The organism is Streptomyces sp. NPDC007164 (genome assembly GCF_040634135.1).
GTDB lineage: Bacteria > Actinomycetota > Actinomycetes > Streptomycetales > Streptomycetaceae > Streptomyces > Streptomyces sanglieri.
The window spans coordinates 607,622-622,666 of the sequence record NZ_JBEYFB010000001.1 but is presented as its reverse complement, the minus strand read 5'-3'; the positions used below and the strand labels follow the sequence as shown (position 1 = coordinate 622,666).

The window sequence follows — 15,045 nt, the reverse complement described above, 5'->3', positions numbered from 1 at the left end:
TTCGGCTAAACAGGGCGCATGCGTGTGCTGGTGGTGGAGGACGAGGAATTCCTGGCCGGGATGATTGCCGAGGGGCTGCGCCGTGACGCCGTCGCGGTGGACATCGCCGCCGACGGCCGGGCGGCGCTGGACCGGCTCCGCTTCGGCGCGTACGACGTGATGATCCTCGACCGCGATCTGCCGGGGCTGCACGGCGACGAGGTGTGCCGACGGGTCGTCGGGATGCGCCTGCTGACCCGGATCCTGATGCTCACCGCGTCCGGGACGGTACGGGACCGGGTGGCCGGCCTCGGGCTCGGCGCCGACGACTACCTGACCAAGCCGTTCGCGTACGACGAACTCCTCGCCCGGGTCCTGGCGCTCGGCCGCCGCGCCCGCCCCGCTCTCCCGCCGGTCCTGGAACGGGCCGGGCTGACGCTCGACACCGCCCGCCGCCAGGTCTGCCGCGACGGACGCTACCTCTCGCTCTCCCGCAAGGAGTTCGCCGTGCTGGAGGCCCTGTTGCGGGCCGAGGGCGCGGTCGTCAGCGGCGACGACCTGATCGAGGAGGTGTGGGAGGAGGACACCAGCTACCGCACCAACGCGGTCCGGGTCACCCTGTCCAAGCTCCGCGCAAAACTGGGCGCGCCCCCGGTGATCGAGACGGTCCCCGGGGCCGGCTACCGCATCGGGGGCGGGCTCGCCGACCGGCCGGGGGACCACGGCCCCGCGACCGGGCCGGTGAACGGGCCGGTGAACGGGCCGGCGGGCCGGCCGGACGACGGCTCCGCGGACCGGCCGGGGGAGAGCCGGTGAGCAGCGAGCGCGCCCGGCTCACCGCGCTGTACGGAGGACTGCTGGTGCTGGCCGGCGCGCTGCTCGTGGGGCTGGTCTACCTGCTGGTCAGCGAGGGGCTCTACGCCAGCGTGCTGACCGCGGTGGCCCCGGCGGTGCCCGCCGGGGCCACCGCCTCCGCCGTCCGGTCGGGCACCGTCTCGCCCGCCCTGCCGACGTCGGACTGGGCGCAGACCGTGGTCATGCAACCCGGGCAGTACGCGGCGGCGCAGCGGGTCAGTACCGCCGCCGGGGACGCCGCGCTCAGCCAGCTGCTGACGGTCTCCGGGGTCTCCCTCGCCGTCTACTCGGCGCTCTCCGTCGCGCTCGCCTGGTGGATGGCGGGCCGGGTGCTGCGGCCGGTCGGCGTCATCACTGCCCGCGCCCGCCGGCTGTCCGGCAGCAACCTGCACGAACGCCTCGCGCTGAAGGCCCCGCCCGGCGAGCTCAAGGAACTGGCCGACACCTTCGACGGGATGCTCGACCGGATCGAGGAGCTGGTCGCCGCCCGGCAGCGGTTCGCCGCCAACGCAGCCCACGAACTGCGCACCCCGCTCGCCGTGCAGCGGGCCGCAGCCGAGATCGGCCTCGCCGACGACCCGCCGCCCGAGAAGGTCGCCTGGATCCGGGACAAACTCATCGACACCGCCGCCGACAGCGAGCAGCTCATCGAGGGACTGCTGCTCCTCGCGGTCTCCGACCAGGACCTGCGGCGGCGCGAACGGGTCGCGCTGGACGCGTCCGCCGCCACGGTGACCAAGGCGCTGGAGCCGGAGGCGGAGAAACGGTCCATCGCCATCGAGACGGAAGCCCGGCCGCTGCCGGTGGAGGGCGACCCGGTCCTGCTGGACCATCTCGTGCACAACCTGGTCACCAACGCGCTGCGCCACAACCACCCCGGCGGAACGGTACGGGTCCGGGTGGGGCCAAGCGGTCTGGAGGTCGCCAACACCGGGCCGGTGGTGGACCCGGCGACCGTGCCGCTGCTGTTCGAGCCGTTCCACCGGGCGCAGGCCCGCCGCCACGCCCCCGGTGAGGGGGCCGGCCTGGGGCTGTCCATCGTGGCGTCGATCGCGAGGGCGCACGGCGGCGAGGCGAGCGCGACGGCGAACCCGGAAGGCGGTCTGACGGTCCGGGTCGTGCTGCCGGCCTGCCTGTAGGCGCCGGCGTGTCCGCGGAGGGGAGCCGGGGGGTGGCCGACGGCCCGGCTCGATCAGCGGCGGTAGAAGATCCGGTCCCGGTACTCCGTCATGACGCGGCCGTTCCACTCGTGGCCGCCGTCGACGTTGCCCGAGCGCAGCAGGGGCGGTTCGATGCCCCGCGCGACCAGCTGTTCCGCCGCGGCGGCCATCATGGCCTGCATCAGAGCGCTGGTGACGACCGTCGACGCGGGGGCGAACGGCGCCTCGATCCCGTCGAGGTTCAGCTCCGCGTCGCCGATGGCGATCTTGCTGTCGAGCACGATGTCGCAGTGGTCCCGCAGGAAGCCGCCCGAGGTGTGCCGGGAGCGGGTGGCGTCCGCGTACGCCACCGAGGTCACGCCGATGACCTTCAGGCCGAGGGCACGTGCGTTCAGCGCCATCTCCACCGGGAGCGCGTTGCGGCCGGAGAGCGAGATGATCACGAGGACGTCGCCGGCGGTGGCGGGGCTGGAGTCCAGCACGGCGCCCGCCAGTCCGTCGACCCGCTCCAGCGCGGAGCCGAGCGTCGCCGGCATGACGTCGACGCCGACCGTTCCGGGGACGGCCATCAGGTTCATCAGGGCGAGGCCGCCGGCGCGGTAGACGACGTCCTGCGCGGCGAGCGAGGAGTGCCCGGCGCCGAAGGCGAAGAGCCTGCCGCCCGCCTCGACGGTGTCGGCGATCGCGGCACCGGCGGCCGCGATGTTGCCGGACTCCTCGTCGCGTACCCGCTCCAGCAGGCCGATCGCTGCGTCGAAGAACTGACCGGCCAGCTTGCTGTCGCTCATCGAGGAGGCCCTTTCCGGCGGGAAGAAGTGTTCACGGAGGTGTTCACGGAGGTGTTCATGGAAGTGTTCATGGTGTCCGTGCCGCGGATCACGTTGCGGTCTGGACCAGTGACATGTCAATACCGCCTGCCGGGCTCCGGCGTCCGCCGTTCGACCGGCCCGGCACGGTTGTCGGCGGTATGCGTCAGAATTGGGGGAGGGCCAGCGCACTGCGCTTACGACGTTTTCCTGTCACAGCATCGAGGGGCACGAATGTCCGGACTGATCGACACCACGGAGATGTATCTCCGCACCATCCTCGAACTCGAAGAGGAAGGCGTGGTCCCCATGCGCGCCCGGATTGCGGAACGGCTGGACCAGAGCGGTCCGACGGTCAGCCAGACGGTGGCGCGGATGGAGCGCGACGGCCTGGTGCGGGTCGCGGGCGACCGGCACCTGGAGCTGACCGACGAGGGGCGCCGCCTGGCGACGCGGGTGATGCGCAAGCACCGGCTCGCCGAGTGCCTGCTGGTCGATGTGATCGGCCTGGAGTGGGAGCAGGTCCACGCCGAGGCGTGCCGCTGGGAGCATGTGATGAGCGAGGCGGTGGAGCGGCGGGTGCTGGAGCTGCTGCGTCACCCGACGGAGTCCCCGTACGGGAATCCGATCCCGGGCCTGGAGGAGCTGGGCGAGAAGGCCGAGGCCGACCCGTTCCTGGACGAGGGCATGGTGAGCCTGTCGGAGCTCGACCCGGGGGCGGACGGCAAGACGGTGGTCGTGCGCCGGATCGGTGAGCCGATCCAGACGGACGCCCAGCTGATGTACACGTTGCGGCGTGCGGGTGTGCAGCCCGGTTCCGTGGTCAGCGTGACGCAGTCGCCCGGCGGTGTGCTGGTCGGCAGCAGTGGCGAGGCGGCGGAGCTGGACACCGAGGTCGCGTCGCACGTGTTCGTCGCCAAGCGCTGAGTGCCCCGCCGCTGAGGTCCGCCGTCGGCCGGGCTCCCCGGGCGGATGCCGCCGAGGCGGCGCCGGGCGGGGGGTGCGGTCGGGCGGACGCTCTTCGGCCGGATTCCCGCCTCCGGGGCGCTGCTTGGCCGGATGTCGTTGTCGGGGCGCCGCCGGAGCGTTGAAGCGGGGCGTCCGCTTACCGATTTCCGTCCGGAATTGCAGCGCCCGGACGGTTCGCGTGCCAGGCTGTGGCTGAGGCATACCTGAGAGTGTCGGCCAACTGGTCGCGCGGTCGGGGAGGGAGCAGGTGCATGCGCCCGTCGAATTCGCGTGTCCGGCATGTCCGGCACGCGCACCGGAAGGTGGCTGCCGCGGTCCCGGCCGCCCGCGTACCGCGCGCCCGTGCCCATGAATCGCACACCGCCGCCGAATCGCACTCCGCCGCCCGGTGGACCGGTGGCGGCGCCCGCCGGTGCGCATCGCCTCCGGCAGCTCCCCGGAAAGCAGAGGGCCCCGGCGCCTCGCGGCGCCGGGGCCTGTCCTCCCCTGCTCTGACCTGGAGCCCCGAGCTCTCAAGGTCAGTCCCCACGGGCCCTCATCCCCGAGTGGCCCGCCTCCCGGAGAAGGTCTCCCCTCCGCCGCCGCGGTCAATCCTTGGGGCCGGTCACTCGAACGAGCGGTGTTGGATGGCAGATCCCGGTTTTCGAATACAAGTTCGATAGTCTGGCGTGACGCGACCACGCGGTGATCGAGGCAGTGATCAAGCGGTGATCGAGGACCAGAAGGGGGTGCCAGGACATATGGTGCGGCGCATCGATGTGACCGGGACCGACGGCTTACGCCTCGCGGCCTGGGAGTTCGCCGACCCGCCCAAGGGGCGCACGGAGGGCGAGCGCGCCCCTGGGGTCTTACTGCTCCACGGCCTGATGGGCCGGGCCGCGCACTGGGCCCCGACCGCCCGCTGGCTCGCGGAGCGGCACCGGGCCGTCGGCCTCGACCAGCGCGGGCACGGCCGCAGCGACAAGCCGGCCGAAGGCCCGTACACCCGTGACGCGTACGTCGCCGACGCCGAGGCCGCGATCGAACAGCTCGGCCTCGCACCCGTCACCCTCGTCGGGCATTCCATGGGGGCGCTGACGGCCTGGCAGCTCGCCGCGAAGCGCCCCGACCTGGTGCGGGCCCTGGTCATCTGCGACATGCGGGCCTCCGCGCTCGGCGCGGCCTCGCAGCGCGAGTGGGAGGACTGGTTCAAGTCCTGGCCGGTGCCGTTCGCGACGCTCTCCGACGTACGGAAGTGGTTCGGCGAGGACGACCCCTGGGTGGAGCGGCCCAACCCGGCCCGCGGCGAGTTCTTCGCCGAGGTGATGGCCGAGCGGGCCGACGGCTGGCGCCCCGTCTTCTCCCGCCGCCAGATGCTCCGCTCCCGCGCGACCTGGGTGTTCGACGCGCACTGGGAGGAACTGGCACAGGTCCGCTGCCCGACCCTGGTGCTCCGCGGGCTCGACGGCGAGCTGGGCCGGGCGGAGGCCCAGGAGATGGTCCGCGTACTGCCGCGCGGGCAGTACGCGGAAGTGGCCGACGCCGGCCATCTCGTCCACTACGACCAGCCCGAGGGCTGGCGCGCCGCGGTCGAACCCTTCCTGGAGCAGTTCGCCGAGGATCCCCAGGAGGAGCGCGAACCCGTCCCGTCCTGACCGGGTGGTGCGAGGGAGCGGCGCGGCCGGGCCCGCGGGTCCGGCCGCGTCCGCCCTCAGCCCTTGCTGACCGCCGCCAGGATCTCCGGGAGCCGGTCCGCCGTGCGCGGGGCGGCCACCCGCAGTCCCGCCCAGGAGATCAGCGCCCCGTACACCGCCCCCACCGGCAGCAGCAGCCACAGCCACTGCTCGTGGTCCGCGACGTGCAGCCAGATCGTCACCGCGATCAACGGCGCGCAGAGCAGCCCCGCCGAGACCATGCCGCCGAAGATCGAGATCCAGGCGAGCCCGGCCTGCCCCGGCGCCACGTTCTTGAACGCCCCGTCCTGCGGGATCGAGTACGGGAAGTTCGCCGACGCCACCGCGCCCGTCGCCAGCATCCCGCCCAGCAGCGCGAGCGACAGCCCCATGACCTCCGGCAGCGCGGCCCAGTCGTCGAGCAGCGCGGCCGTCACCACCGTCACCACGATCGTGTAGGGCAGCGTGATCAGCAGCAACGCCAGTGCCCGCGCCCGCAGTTCCAGGAAGGCGTCACGGGTGGAGGAGATCGTCAGCGCCACCATCCAGAACGCCGAGGTGTCCTGTCCGAACTGGTTGTACATCTGGATGCCGAGCATCCAGGCGGCGAAACAGGCGAAGTAGACCGAGCCGGTGCCCTGGAGCGCGTTGAGGACCGGCACGATCAGCCCGACCGCCAGCGCCGTGACCCAGGCGGCCTTGGTCTTCGGATCGCGCGCGATGTACCGCAGACTGCGCTCCATCACCGTCCCGGTGCGCCCCTGGGGCAGCAGCGCGGCGAGCCCGGAGCCGCCCTTGCCGCCCTTCTCGCGGCCCGGCCCGGCAGCCGCCAGGGTCGAGCCGTCCGGGGCCGTCATCAGCTTCACCAGGCTCCGCTGCCACAGCCACAGCAGCGCGGCCAGCGCCGCGACGGAGAGCAGCAGCTGTACCGACGCCTGCCCGTACGAGCCCCGCGACGCCGAGTCCACCGCCCCGATCGCCGAGGCGGGCGGCAGCCAGCGCACCACGTCCGTGACCGGGTCGAGTGCGGCCAGCCCGCCCGCCCGGCCGAGCCGCTGGGCGCCGAAGTTGACGACCTGGAAGCCCACCGCGATCACCAGCCCGCTGAGCACCGCGAGGTCGCGGCCCTTGCGGGACGTCAGCAGCCGGGTGTTGGCCGTGGCCACCGCCCGCGCCAGCGCCACGCACACCAGCAGCGCGAGCGGCGCGGCCACCACGGCGAACACCGCGCCCGCCGCCCCGCGCGCCACCGCGAACACCGACCCCGCCGTCAGGCAGAGCGTGAACAGCGGGCCGATCCCGACCAGCGAGGACGCCAGCAGCGCCGAGATCAGCGGGCGCGGGCGCAGCGGCAGCATCACCAGCCGGCTCGGGTCCAGCGTCTCGTCGCCGCTGGGGAAGAACAGCGGCATCACGGCCCAGCCGACCGCCAGCACCGCCGCCAGCAGCACCACGAGGGAGTCGGTGTGGGCGTACCCGCGCAGCGCGATCAGCCCGATCAGCTGGCCCGCGGCGAACAGCAGGGTGACGACGACGGAGGCGATGTACGCGACCCGCCGGCCGGCCGACTGCCGCAGCCCGTTGCGCAGCAGGGTCAGCTTCAGCCGTACGAAGACGGGGACGAGGCTCTCGTTCGCGGCCCGGCCGGGGGCGGCCCCCACGGGGGCGTCGAGCACGCTCATCGCTTGCCGTCCAGCCAGTCGAGGGAGTCGTCGGTGGCGCGGGAGCCGGCGCCGACGAGTTCGAGGAAGGCGTTCTGCAACGAGGGTGCCTCGCCGCGCACCTGGGCCAGGGTGCCCTGGGCCCGGATCCGGCCCGCCGCCATGACGGCCACCCAGTCGCAGAGGGACTCCACGAGCTCCATGACATGGCTGGAGAAGACGACGGTCGCCCCCGAGCGGGTGTACCGCTCCAGGACCTCGCGGATGGTCTGCGCCGAAACCGGGTCGACGCCCTCGAACGGCTCGTCCAGGAACAGCACTTCGGGATTGTGCAGCAGCGCGGCCGCGAGCCCGATCTTCTTCCGCATGCCGGTCGAGTAGTCGACGACCAGTTTGTGCTGGGCACCCGCCAGATCGAGCACGTCCAGGAGCTGGGTGGCCCGCTTGTCCACCTCGGCGCCCGGCAGCCCGCGCAACCTGCCGGTGTACGCGAGGAGTTCGCGCCCCGAGAGCCGCTCGAAGAGCCGCAGTCCCTCCGGGAGCACGCCGATCCTGGACTTCACCTCGACCGGGTCGCGCCACACGTCGTGTCCGGCCACCTCGACCTTGCCCTGGTCGGGCCGGAGCAGCCCGGTGACCATCGACAACGTGGTGGTCTTGCCCGCCCCGTTGGGCCCGACCAGACCGATGAACCTGCCTGCGGGCAGCTCCAGATCGATCCCGGCCACCGCGGTCTGTTCCCCGAACCGTTTCCACAGCCCCTGTACGCGAACGGCGGGCGCCGCCCCACCGGCTCCGCCCGCCGCGTCCGCTCCGTCCGCCCCTGCCGCTCTGTCGCTCTCTGCGCGGTCACGCATGATTCCTCTGCCTTTCGGTGGCCCCGTGTTCCGGGACCAGCCTACGAAAGGGCGCTGCGTCAGAGGCGGGTCCGCGCGTCGGCCGCTTCCCTGGCGCAGGCGTAGGCGAGCGGGCTGATGAGCTCCTCCGCGTCCGGCAGCCAGCGGTTGGCGGGGGTGGGGCGGCGGGCCCACTGCACCGCGCCGCGACCGCCGACCCGGGTCGGCGGCCCCGTGACGTAGTGGCCCTCGCCGCGGGCGGCCAGGTCGATGGCGGCGGCCCGCCAGCCCAGCTTCCGCACGAGGCCGTCCGACCTGGCCGCCGCGCCCGGCAGCACAAAGAAGAACATCCGCCGGTCGGGGCTGCAGGTGACGGGGCCCAGCGGCAGGCCCATCCGCTCCATCCGGGCCAGCGCCAGGAAGCCGGCGGACTCCGGTACTTCGATCGCGTCGAAGCCGCGGCCGGTGGGCAGCAGGATCGACGCCTTCGGCTGCCTGGACCACATCCGGCGGGCCGCGGCCCCGCTCCCGGTCGCCTGGCCCGCCCAGTCGGGTCCGGTGGGATGGGCGCCGGGGGCGGCGCAGCCGTCGGCGCCGCAGGAGCACCGCTCGGCCCCCTCCGCCGCCTCCAGCCAGGTGCCGGGGCACACGTCCCAGTGCCGCTCCTCCGCGTACCGCACCGCCGCGTCGAGCAGTTGCTCGCCCCGCTGTTGGGGGACCTTCGCGGCTTCCATGACTCCGACGGGCTCTTCGACTGCGATGGGCTCTTCCACGCTCAGCACAACTACGGCCAACACTTGGGGTTACGGGCGTGACGGGTGCGGTCCCGGCGTATCGATCCGGCACACGGGGCGCATGGATGCATGGGCGGGGGCGCGCGTGAGGCGGTGCCCGGCAGGGCGGGTAGCCACATACGGGCAACCGCCGGACCGCCCCTGCGCGGGTCCGTAACGGTCGGCCTCTGTCATATGCCGACATGAATGACAAGGAACAAGACGCACGTGACGAACACGATGAATCTGTGCATTTTCCGCGTATTCGCCGGGCAGTGATCGGCTCAATGATCACTGCGGCCTCAGGGGGAAACATGGCAGCCAGGCCTCTCGTCGCCCGCCAGCCGAACGAACGGCTCCAGGCGCTCATCCAGGAAGCCGGATGCTCCAACGCCGGCCTCGCCCGCCGCGTCAACATGGTCGGCGCGGAACGCGGGCTCGACCTGCGCTACGACAAGACGTCCGTGGCCCGTTGGCTACGCGGGCAGCAACCACGCGGCAGGGCGCCGGGAATCATCGCCGAGGCGCTCGGCCGCAAGCTCGGCCGTACGGTCACGATCGACGAGATCGGGATGGCCAACGGCAAGAATCTGGCGTCCGGCGTCGGCCTCCAGTTCGCCCCGACCGTGATCGGCGCGATCGAGCAGGTCTGCGAGCTGTGGCGCAGCGATGTCGGCCGCCGGGACTTCCTGTCCGGTTCGGCGGTCGCCTCCTCCGCGCTCGTCGAACCCAGCCGTGACTGGCTGATCACCGGCGCCGACCCGCAGGTGGCACGGGCCGCCGGGGCCCGCGTCGGGATGCCGGACGTCGAGGCGGTGCGGGCGATGACGACCGCGCTGATCGACCTCGACCACCGGTTCGGCAGCGGACACGTCCGGCCGGTCCTGGTGCACTACTTGAACAGCGTGGTCTCCGGGCTGCTCTCCGGGGCGTACCGGGAAGCGGTCGGCCGGCAGCTGTTCGGGGCGGTCTCCCGGCTCACCGAACTCGCCGGGTACATGGCGGTCGACACCGGCCAGCCGGGGCTCGCCCAGCGCTACTACATCCAGGCGCTGCGGCTGGCCCAGGCGGCGGGCGACCGGGCGTACGGCGGCTATGTGCTGGCCGCCTCGATGAGCCATCTCGCCGCGCAGCTCGGCAATCCCAGGGAGATCGCCCAGCTGGCCCGGGCCGCCCAGGAGGGCGCGCGCGGGCGCGTGACCCCCCGGGCGGAGGCGATGTTCTACGCGGCGGAGGCGCGCGGACACGCCCTGCTCGGCGACGCCCGCTCCTGCCAGGCGGTGACGGGCCGCGCGCTGGCCGCCATGGAGCGGGCCGAACCGGGCACGGGCGACGACCCCGACTGGATCGCCCACTTCGACCGTGCCTATCTCGCGGACGAGCTGGCGCACTGCCACCGCGACCTCGGCCAGGCGGAGGCCGCCGCGCGCCGTGCGAAGGAGTCGCTGGCCGGCCACCCGGAGTCCCGGACCCGCCGTCGCGGCATCGGCCTGGTGCTGCTGGCCACGGCCCAGGTCCAGATGCGCGAGGTGGAGCAGGCCTGCCACACGGGCACGCGGGCGATGGAGCTGCTGGGGTCGGTGCGCTCCAGCCGGGGAGCGGAGTATCTGGACGACCTCCAGCAGCGGCTGATCCCGTACGGGGACGAGTCGGCGGTGCGCGAGTTCGGTGCCCGGCTGGAGCTCCAGGCGGCCTGACCGGGGCCGGGGAACGGGGGCCCGGCCGGCGGGCGCGTCCGGGCGTTCCATTAACTGCGTCTTAAGAGCGCTGAGCGTTACAGCGCCTGTGAAGGGCTGGTGAGTGACAACACACGCTTGGCGGACGGCGGCAACCACCCGATAGCGTGAGCCGACGATTCCGTAGGTTTACACGTAGGAGTCCCGGTGACGCAGAGCGGACAGGGTGACGAGCAGCAGCTCCCTGCTGTACGGCCCACGCACGAAGGTGTCGTGCTGCCCGCGGGTGGCGGCGAGCCCTGGATACCGGGGGGCCCCGCGGATCAGGCCGCCCCGGCGGGCGGCCAGCCGTGGGGGCAGCCCTGGGGGCCGCAGGCGGCGCACCAGGACCCCTCGCAACAGCCCCCGCACCAGCCCCAGGGGCACGCCCAGGGCCAGGGGGCGTACGGGCAGGGGCAGTACGGCCAGGGACAGCCGGGCCAGGGGCAGTACGGGCAGCCGCCCGCCCCGCAGCACGCCCAGATGCCGCAGGCCCAGCCGCTGCCCCCCGTACAACCGCAGCAGATGCAGCAGATGCAGCAGATGCAGCAGATGCAGCAGCCTCAGCAGATGCAGCAACAGCCGCAGCCGCCGCAGCCGTTCGCGCAGCCGTTGCCGCCCGAGGCCGTGCCCGGGATGAGCATGGCCGGGGACGCGGAGGCCACGCAGTACATCGCGCCGGTGCCCGGTGGGCCCGTGCCGGGCGGGCTGCCGCCGGAGAGCCCCGCGGAGTCGACGACGTTCCTCGGCCACGGGGTGCCGCCGCAGCAGCAGGCGTACCAGCAGCAGCCCGGCAACGGCGGTGACGCCGAGGCGACCCAGTTCATCCCGCCGGTCCCCGGCTCCACGCCTTACGGCATCAGGCCCGGCGCCCCGGGCGACCGGCAGCCGCCCGCCGAGTTCGACAACCTGTTCCGCAACGACGAACCGGCGGGCGCCACCCAGCAGATGCCCCGGCTCGACCCGGGCCGGCACCCCGGTCAGCAGTACCAGGGCAGCCCGCAGTACCAGGGCGCCCCGCAGGCGCAGCAGCCCCCGCAGGCCCCGTACCAGCCGGTGGGCGAGGAGCCGCAGCCGCCGCGCAGGAAGCGGGCCCACGTCACGCTGATCGCGGCGGTCGTGGTCGGCTGCGCGGTGGTCGGGCTCGGCGCCGGTGCGCTGCTGAGCGGCGGCGACGACAAGGACCAGGACGACAAGCAGCCGGTCGCCGCGGCGAGTTCACCGGTCCAGAAGCCCTCCACGCAGGCCGCCGCCGATCCGGCGAAGCCGCAGGCCGAGGCGCTCGACAAGCTCCTCGCGGACAGCAACAACAGCCGTGCCGCGGTCATCGGGGCCGTCGAGAAGACCAAGAGCTGCACGGATCTGGACCAGGCCGTGACCGATCTGAAGGGCGCCGCCCAGCAGCGCCGCGATCTGGTGACGCGGCTGGAGGGGCTGTCCGTCGACAAGCTGCCGAACCACGCCCAGTTGACCTCCTCCCTCACCAAGGCCTGGCGGGCCTCCGCCGCCGCCGACGAGCACTACGCCGCGTGGGCCGCGCAGGCCAAGCACGGCAAGAAGGTGTGCAAGCACGGGAAGGCGCGTACGACCTCCGAGACGCAGGCGGCCACCCAGCAGAGCGAAGAGGCGAGCAAGCAGAAGCGGCAGGCGTCCGGGCTGTGGAACTCGATCGCGTCGAAGTACGGACTGACCCAGCGGGCGGCCACGGCGCTCTGACGGCCCGTCCCGCGGCGCCCGGTCCCGTGGGCCCGGTCCCGTGGTGCCCCGTCCCAGGCATCCGGGCGGGCGCCGCGGGTCAGCTCCTAGCGCTGGCGTCCGACAAGGTCTTCGAGACGTCCATGAAGCCCTTCCGGTCCGCGACGAGCCGGCCGTTGCGCACCACCTGATACGTCACTCTGGTGTTGACGATCCGGGGGTACGAGGACGAGCCCAGCACGTCCGTGAAGCCCCAGCGCAGCACCGGGGTGAGGCCGCCGGTCTCCGCCGGGGTGCCCTGGTTGAGGGCGGAGGTCAGCTTCCAGGAAGTGATCTGCGCGGAGTCGACCGACTCCACGATCTCCTTCAGCACGGTGTACGCGATCCAGGTGGTCTGCACGCCCGTGTCGTCCGGGTCGATCCGGTTGTCGCCGAAGGCGTGCTTGCGGATCACGTTCCGCATCTGGTCCCAGCGGGCGTCGCCCGCGTCCGGGTACCAGCCGGTGATGTACGCCCCCTCGAACGGGCTGTTCCGGCCGCCGGTGCTGTCGATCAGCGGCTGATCGACGCTGCCCAGCACGGAGGAGATCCGGACGTTCCCGTACGACGGTTCGAGCCGCCGGAAGGAGTCGAAGAAGGTCTCCGTGCGCTTCCCGAGCACCGCCGTCACACAGCCGTCGGACGCCCCCGCCGCCTGGAGCGCGGGGGCGGCGGCCTCGTCGTACGAAGTGGCCGACTCGGGCGCCCGGATGTCGGCGGGCGCGGGCCGGCCGGCCTCGGTGAGGCCGGTCCTGAGGAGCCAGGCCTGGCCCTCGCCGGCCAGGGTGTCGGGACGGACCACGGACACCCGCTCGCAACTGCGGGACAGCTGCCGGGCGTTGCCCGCGAGCAGGGCGGGCTGGCCGCCGTTGACCGGGAACGAGACGTAGCTGCTGAACTCCTCGTCGGAAGCGCCGTACCCGCCGATGTAGGGGATTCCGGCGCCCTCCAGCGGTGGCATGAACGCCGTGCCGTGCCGGCTGTACGAGCCGACCACCGCCACCGCCTTCTGCTTGATGGCCAGCCGCGCGCAGTTCGCCGCCCCGATCGAGGTGTCCTGTTCGTCGCAGGTGACGACCCGCAGCTTGTGACCGGCCAGCCCGCCGTTGTCGTTGGCCCAGCGGGCGTAGGTGCGGGCCATGGCGGTCATGCCCGCCATGTTCGCCGCGTCCGGCCCCGTGGCGCCGTCGGGGGCCCATGTCACGACGGTGACGGGCTCCCTGGAGCCCCCCGTGGCCCCAGGGAGTGCGCCGCAGCCGGTGACCAGCAACGCCCCGGCCGCCGCCGCACTTGTGAGGAGCTTGTAGGGGCGGGGGAAGGTGGGGCGTCGCCGTCCGGTCATGGACACGAACATTTCCGGCCGCGGGGTAACGCCACAGTGTGCCCCGCTCAACGCTCAGTGACATCCAGGTGAATTGCAGGGGCCGGTGTGGGCGGCGGAAAAGGGAACGTACGATCGATGACCGTGCAGCAAGGTTCGGAGAACTCTTCCCGTCGCGGCCGTCGCTCCTCCACCATGGGCGGCATGCCGCTGAATGACATGCCTTGGTGGCGCTGGCGCAGCAACGTGCGCTCGGCGCTGCACATGCTCTCCGACCCCGTCTTCCACCACGAGTGCTGGCTGGTCGGCCGGGAGGGGTACGGCGACGTCACCGACGCCGTGTACCGCCTGGTCGAGGACACCTGGCTGGACAACTGGTCCGCCGAGAAGTACGTCGGGACGATCTTCCGCGACACCGACGAGGCCGCTCTCGTCGACGTCGCCGTGCTCCGGGTGCTGCGCATCATGCATCAGGTCGGCGCGGACGCCCCGGTCTCGGCGTATCTGGAGCACCACGGCTGGCAGGAGGCGATACGGGCCGCCCGCGAGGCCCATGTGCTGCTCGCCGGCAACGACGGCGAGGACCCCGACACACCGCCGCGCTCCCTCGACGTGCTCCGCATCATGACCAGGTCTGCCTGATACCGGGCCGGTGTGGCACGCTACGAGGATGACTGTGCCACGGCCTGCCGACGCCGACCCCGAGCAGTACGTCCTCACTCTTTCCTGCCCCGACAAGCAGGGCATCGTGCACGCCGTGTCGAGCTATCTCTTCATGACCGGCTGCAACATCGAGGACAGCCAGCAGTTCGGCGACCACGACACGGGTCTGTTCTTCATGCGGGTCCACTTCTCGGCGCACGCCCCGGTGACCGTGGAGAAGCTGCGGGCCAGTTTCGCCGCCGTCGGCGACTCCTTCCGGATGGACTGGCAGATCCACCGCTCCTCGGACCGGATGCGGGTCGTGCTGATGGTCAGCAGGTTCGGGCACTGCCTCAACGACCTGCTGTTCCGTTCCCGGATCGGGGCGCTGCCGGTCGACATCGCCGCCGTCGTCTCCAACCACACGGACTTCGCCGAGCTGGTCGCCTCGTACAACGTCCCCTTCCGGCACATCCCGGTGACCAGGGACACCAAGGCGGCGGCCGAGGCCGAGCTGCTGGAGCTGGTGCGTGAGGAGAACGTCGAGCTGGTCGTACTCGCCCGCTACATGCAGGTCCTCTCGGACGACCTCTGCAAGCAGCTGAGCGGCCGGATCATCAACATCCACCACTCCTTCCTGCCGAGCTTCAAGGGCGCGAAGCCGTACCACCAGGCGCACGCCCGGGGTGTGAAGCTGATCGGTGCGACGGCGCACTACGTGACCGCGGACCTCGACGAGGGGCCGATCATCGAGCAGGAGGTCGAGCGGGTGGGCCACGGCGTCACACCGGACCAGCTGGTCGCCATCGGGCGCGACGTGGAGTGCCAGGCGCTGGCGCGGGCCGTGAAGTGGCACGCGGAGCGCCGCATCCTGCTCAACGGCCGCCGCACGGTGGTCTTCGCCTGAGCACCGGGCACGAAGCCGGGCACGACGCCGGGCAC

At 72.6% G+C, this 15,045-nt stretch carries 13 protein-coding genes; 8 read left to right on the top strand and 5 right to left on the bottom strand.

All coding sequences use genetic code 11. The features are described from left to right. Window positions 1-18: 18 nt before the first annotated feature. Both ABZ622_RS02815 and ABZ622_RS02810 read left to right on the top strand, forming a co-directional pair. Window positions 19-795, top strand: a complete 777-nt coding sequence (locus ABZ622_RS02815; RefSeq protein WP_360539637.1) for a response regulator transcription factor — start codon at window positions 19-21, stop codon at window positions 793-795. Beyond that, the gene (locus tag ABZ622_RS02810) at window positions 792-1,973 is read left to right on the top strand and encodes an ATP-binding protein (RefSeq protein ID WP_360539635.1); all 1,182 of its coding nucleotides are present in this window, start codon (window positions 792-794) and stop codon (window positions 1,971-1,973) included. The genes ABZ622_RS02815 and ABZ622_RS02810 overlap by 4 nt, the downstream gene beginning before the upstream one ends. Window positions 1,974-2,026: 53 nt before the next feature. Here ABZ622_RS02810 and ABZ622_RS02805 read toward each other — a convergent pair whose 3' ends face one another. Further along, window positions 2,027-2,782: an SIS domain-containing protein gene (locus ABZ622_RS02805; protein ID WP_360539633.1), complete on the bottom strand. Its 756-nt coding sequence runs from the start codon at window positions 2,780-2,782 to the stop codon at window positions 2,027-2,029. A 252-nt stretch (window positions 2,783-3,034) separates the two neighbouring features. On the opposite strand from ABZ622_RS02805, the gene ABZ622_RS02800 reads away from it, so the two are divergent. Further along, window positions 3,035-3,727 (top strand): metal-dependent transcriptional regulator, encoded by a 693-nt coding sequence (locus ABZ622_RS02800; protein WP_124717106.1) that lies wholly within the window; start codon window positions 3,035-3,037, stop codon window positions 3,725-3,727. 782 nt (window positions 3,728-4,509) lie between these two features. Further along, on the top strand, window positions 4,510-5,403 hold the full coding sequence (locus ABZ622_RS02795) for an alpha/beta hydrolase (RefSeq protein ID WP_266693699.1): 894 nt from the start codon (window positions 4,510-4,512) through the stop codon (window positions 5,401-5,403). A gap of 56 nt (window positions 5,404-5,459) precedes the next feature. Here the strand turns inward: ABZ622_RS02795 and ABZ622_RS02790 are convergent, their stop codons facing one another. Genes ABZ622_RS02790 through ABZ622_RS02780 form a run of 3 tightly spaced genes read right to left on the bottom strand, consistent with a single transcriptional unit; the run spans window position 5,460 to window position 8,652 of the window. Continuing rightward, window positions 5,460-7,103 (bottom strand): transporter, encoded by a 1,644-nt coding sequence (locus tag ABZ622_RS02790; RefSeq protein ID WP_360539631.1) that lies wholly within the window; start codon window positions 7,101-7,103, stop codon window positions 5,460-5,462. Further along, window positions 7,100-7,939, bottom strand: a complete 840-nt coding sequence (locus tag ABZ622_RS02785; RefSeq protein ID WP_360539629.1) for an ABC transporter ATP-binding protein — start codon at window positions 7,937-7,939, stop codon at window positions 7,100-7,102. The genes ABZ622_RS02790 and ABZ622_RS02785 overlap by 4 nt, the downstream gene beginning before the upstream one ends. Window positions 7,940-7,998: 59 nt before the next feature. Further along, a complete protein-coding gene (locus ABZ622_RS02780; RefSeq protein ID WP_360539627.1) occupies window positions 7,999-8,652 on the bottom strand; it encodes a bifunctional DNA primase/polymerase in 654 nt (217 codons plus the stop codon). A gap of 353 nt (window positions 8,653-9,005) precedes the next feature. Between ABZ622_RS02780 and ABZ622_RS02775 the strand changes: the two genes are divergently transcribed. Then, window positions 9,006-10,388 carry a transcriptional regulator gene (locus ABZ622_RS02775; protein ID WP_360539625.1) on the top strand — a complete coding sequence of 461 codons (1,383 nt, stop codon included), beginning with the start codon at window positions 9,006-9,008 and terminating at the stop codon, window positions 10,386-10,388. 186 nt (window positions 10,389-10,574) lie between these two features. Continuing rightward, window positions 10,575-12,122 (top strand): hypothetical protein, encoded by a 1,548-nt coding sequence (locus ABZ622_RS02770; protein ID WP_360539623.1) that lies wholly within the window; start codon window positions 10,575-10,577, stop codon window positions 12,120-12,122. Window positions 12,123-12,201: 79 nt separating this feature from the next. On the opposite strand, the gene ABZ622_RS02765 is transcribed toward ABZ622_RS02770, so the two are convergent. After that, window positions 12,202-13,482, bottom strand: a complete 1,281-nt coding sequence (locus ABZ622_RS02765; protein ID WP_360539621.1) for an ABC transporter substrate-binding protein — start codon at window positions 13,480-13,482, stop codon at window positions 12,202-12,204. 117 nt (window positions 13,483-13,599) lie between these two features. On the opposite strand from ABZ622_RS02765, the gene ABZ622_RS02760 reads away from it, so the two are divergent. Both ABZ622_RS02760 and purU read left to right on the top strand, forming a co-directional pair. Next, the gene (locus ABZ622_RS02760) at window positions 13,600-14,103 is read left to right on the top strand and encodes a hypothetical protein (RefSeq protein ID WP_360539619.1); all 504 of its coding nucleotides are present in this window, start codon (window positions 13,600-13,602) and stop codon (window positions 14,101-14,103) included. A gap of 28 nt (window positions 14,104-14,131) precedes the next feature. Further along, the gene (gene purU, locus ABZ622_RS02755) at window positions 14,132-15,010 is read left to right on the top strand and encodes a formyltetrahydrofolate deformylase (RefSeq protein WP_360539617.1); all 879 of its coding nucleotides are present in this window, start codon (window positions 14,132-14,134) and stop codon (window positions 15,008-15,010) included. Window positions 15,011-15,045: the final 35 nt, after the last annotated feature.

Bases quoted from the DNA above. Each gene is read 5' to 3' on its own strand.
- ABZ622_RS02815 (WP_360539637.1), top strand. From the start codon at position 19: ATGCGTGTGCTGGTGGTGGAGGACGAGGAATTCCTGGCCGGGATGATT.
- ABZ622_RS02805 (WP_360539633.1), bottom strand. From the start codon at position 2,782: ATGAGCGACAGCAAGCTGGCCGGTCAGTTCTTCGACGCAGCGATCGGC.
- ABZ622_RS02800 (WP_124717106.1), top strand. From the start codon at position 3,035: ATGTCCGGACTGATCGACACCACGGAGATGTATCTCCGCACCATCCTC.
- ABZ622_RS02795 (WP_266693699.1), top strand. From the start codon at position 4,510: ATGGTGCGGCGCATCGATGTGACCGGGACCGACGGCTTACGCCTCGCG.
- ABZ622_RS02790 (WP_360539631.1), bottom strand. From the start codon at position 7,103: ATGAGCGTGCTCGACGCCCCCGTGGGGGCCGCCCCCGGCCGGGCCGCG.
- ABZ622_RS02785 (WP_360539629.1), bottom strand. From the start codon at position 7,939: ATGCGTGACCGCGCAGAGAGCGACAGAGCGGCAGGGGCGGACGGAGCG.
- ABZ622_RS02780 (WP_360539627.1), bottom strand. From the start codon at position 8,652: ATGGAAGCCGCGAAGGTCCCCCAACAGCGGGGCGAGCAACTGCTCGAC.
- ABZ622_RS02775 (WP_360539625.1), top strand. From the start codon at position 9,006: ATGGCAGCCAGGCCTCTCGTCGCCCGCCAGCCGAACGAACGGCTCCAG.
- ABZ622_RS02765 (WP_360539621.1), bottom strand. From the start codon at position 13,482: ATGACCGGACGGCGACGCCCCACCTTCCCCCGCCCCTACAAGCTCCTC.
- ABZ622_RS02760 (WP_360539619.1), top strand. From the start codon at position 13,600: ATGACCGTGCAGCAAGGTTCGGAGAACTCTTCCCGTCGCGGCCGTCGC.
- purU (WP_360539617.1), top strand. From the start codon at position 14,132: ATGACTGTGCCACGGCCTGCCGACGCCGACCCCGAGCAGTACGTCCTC.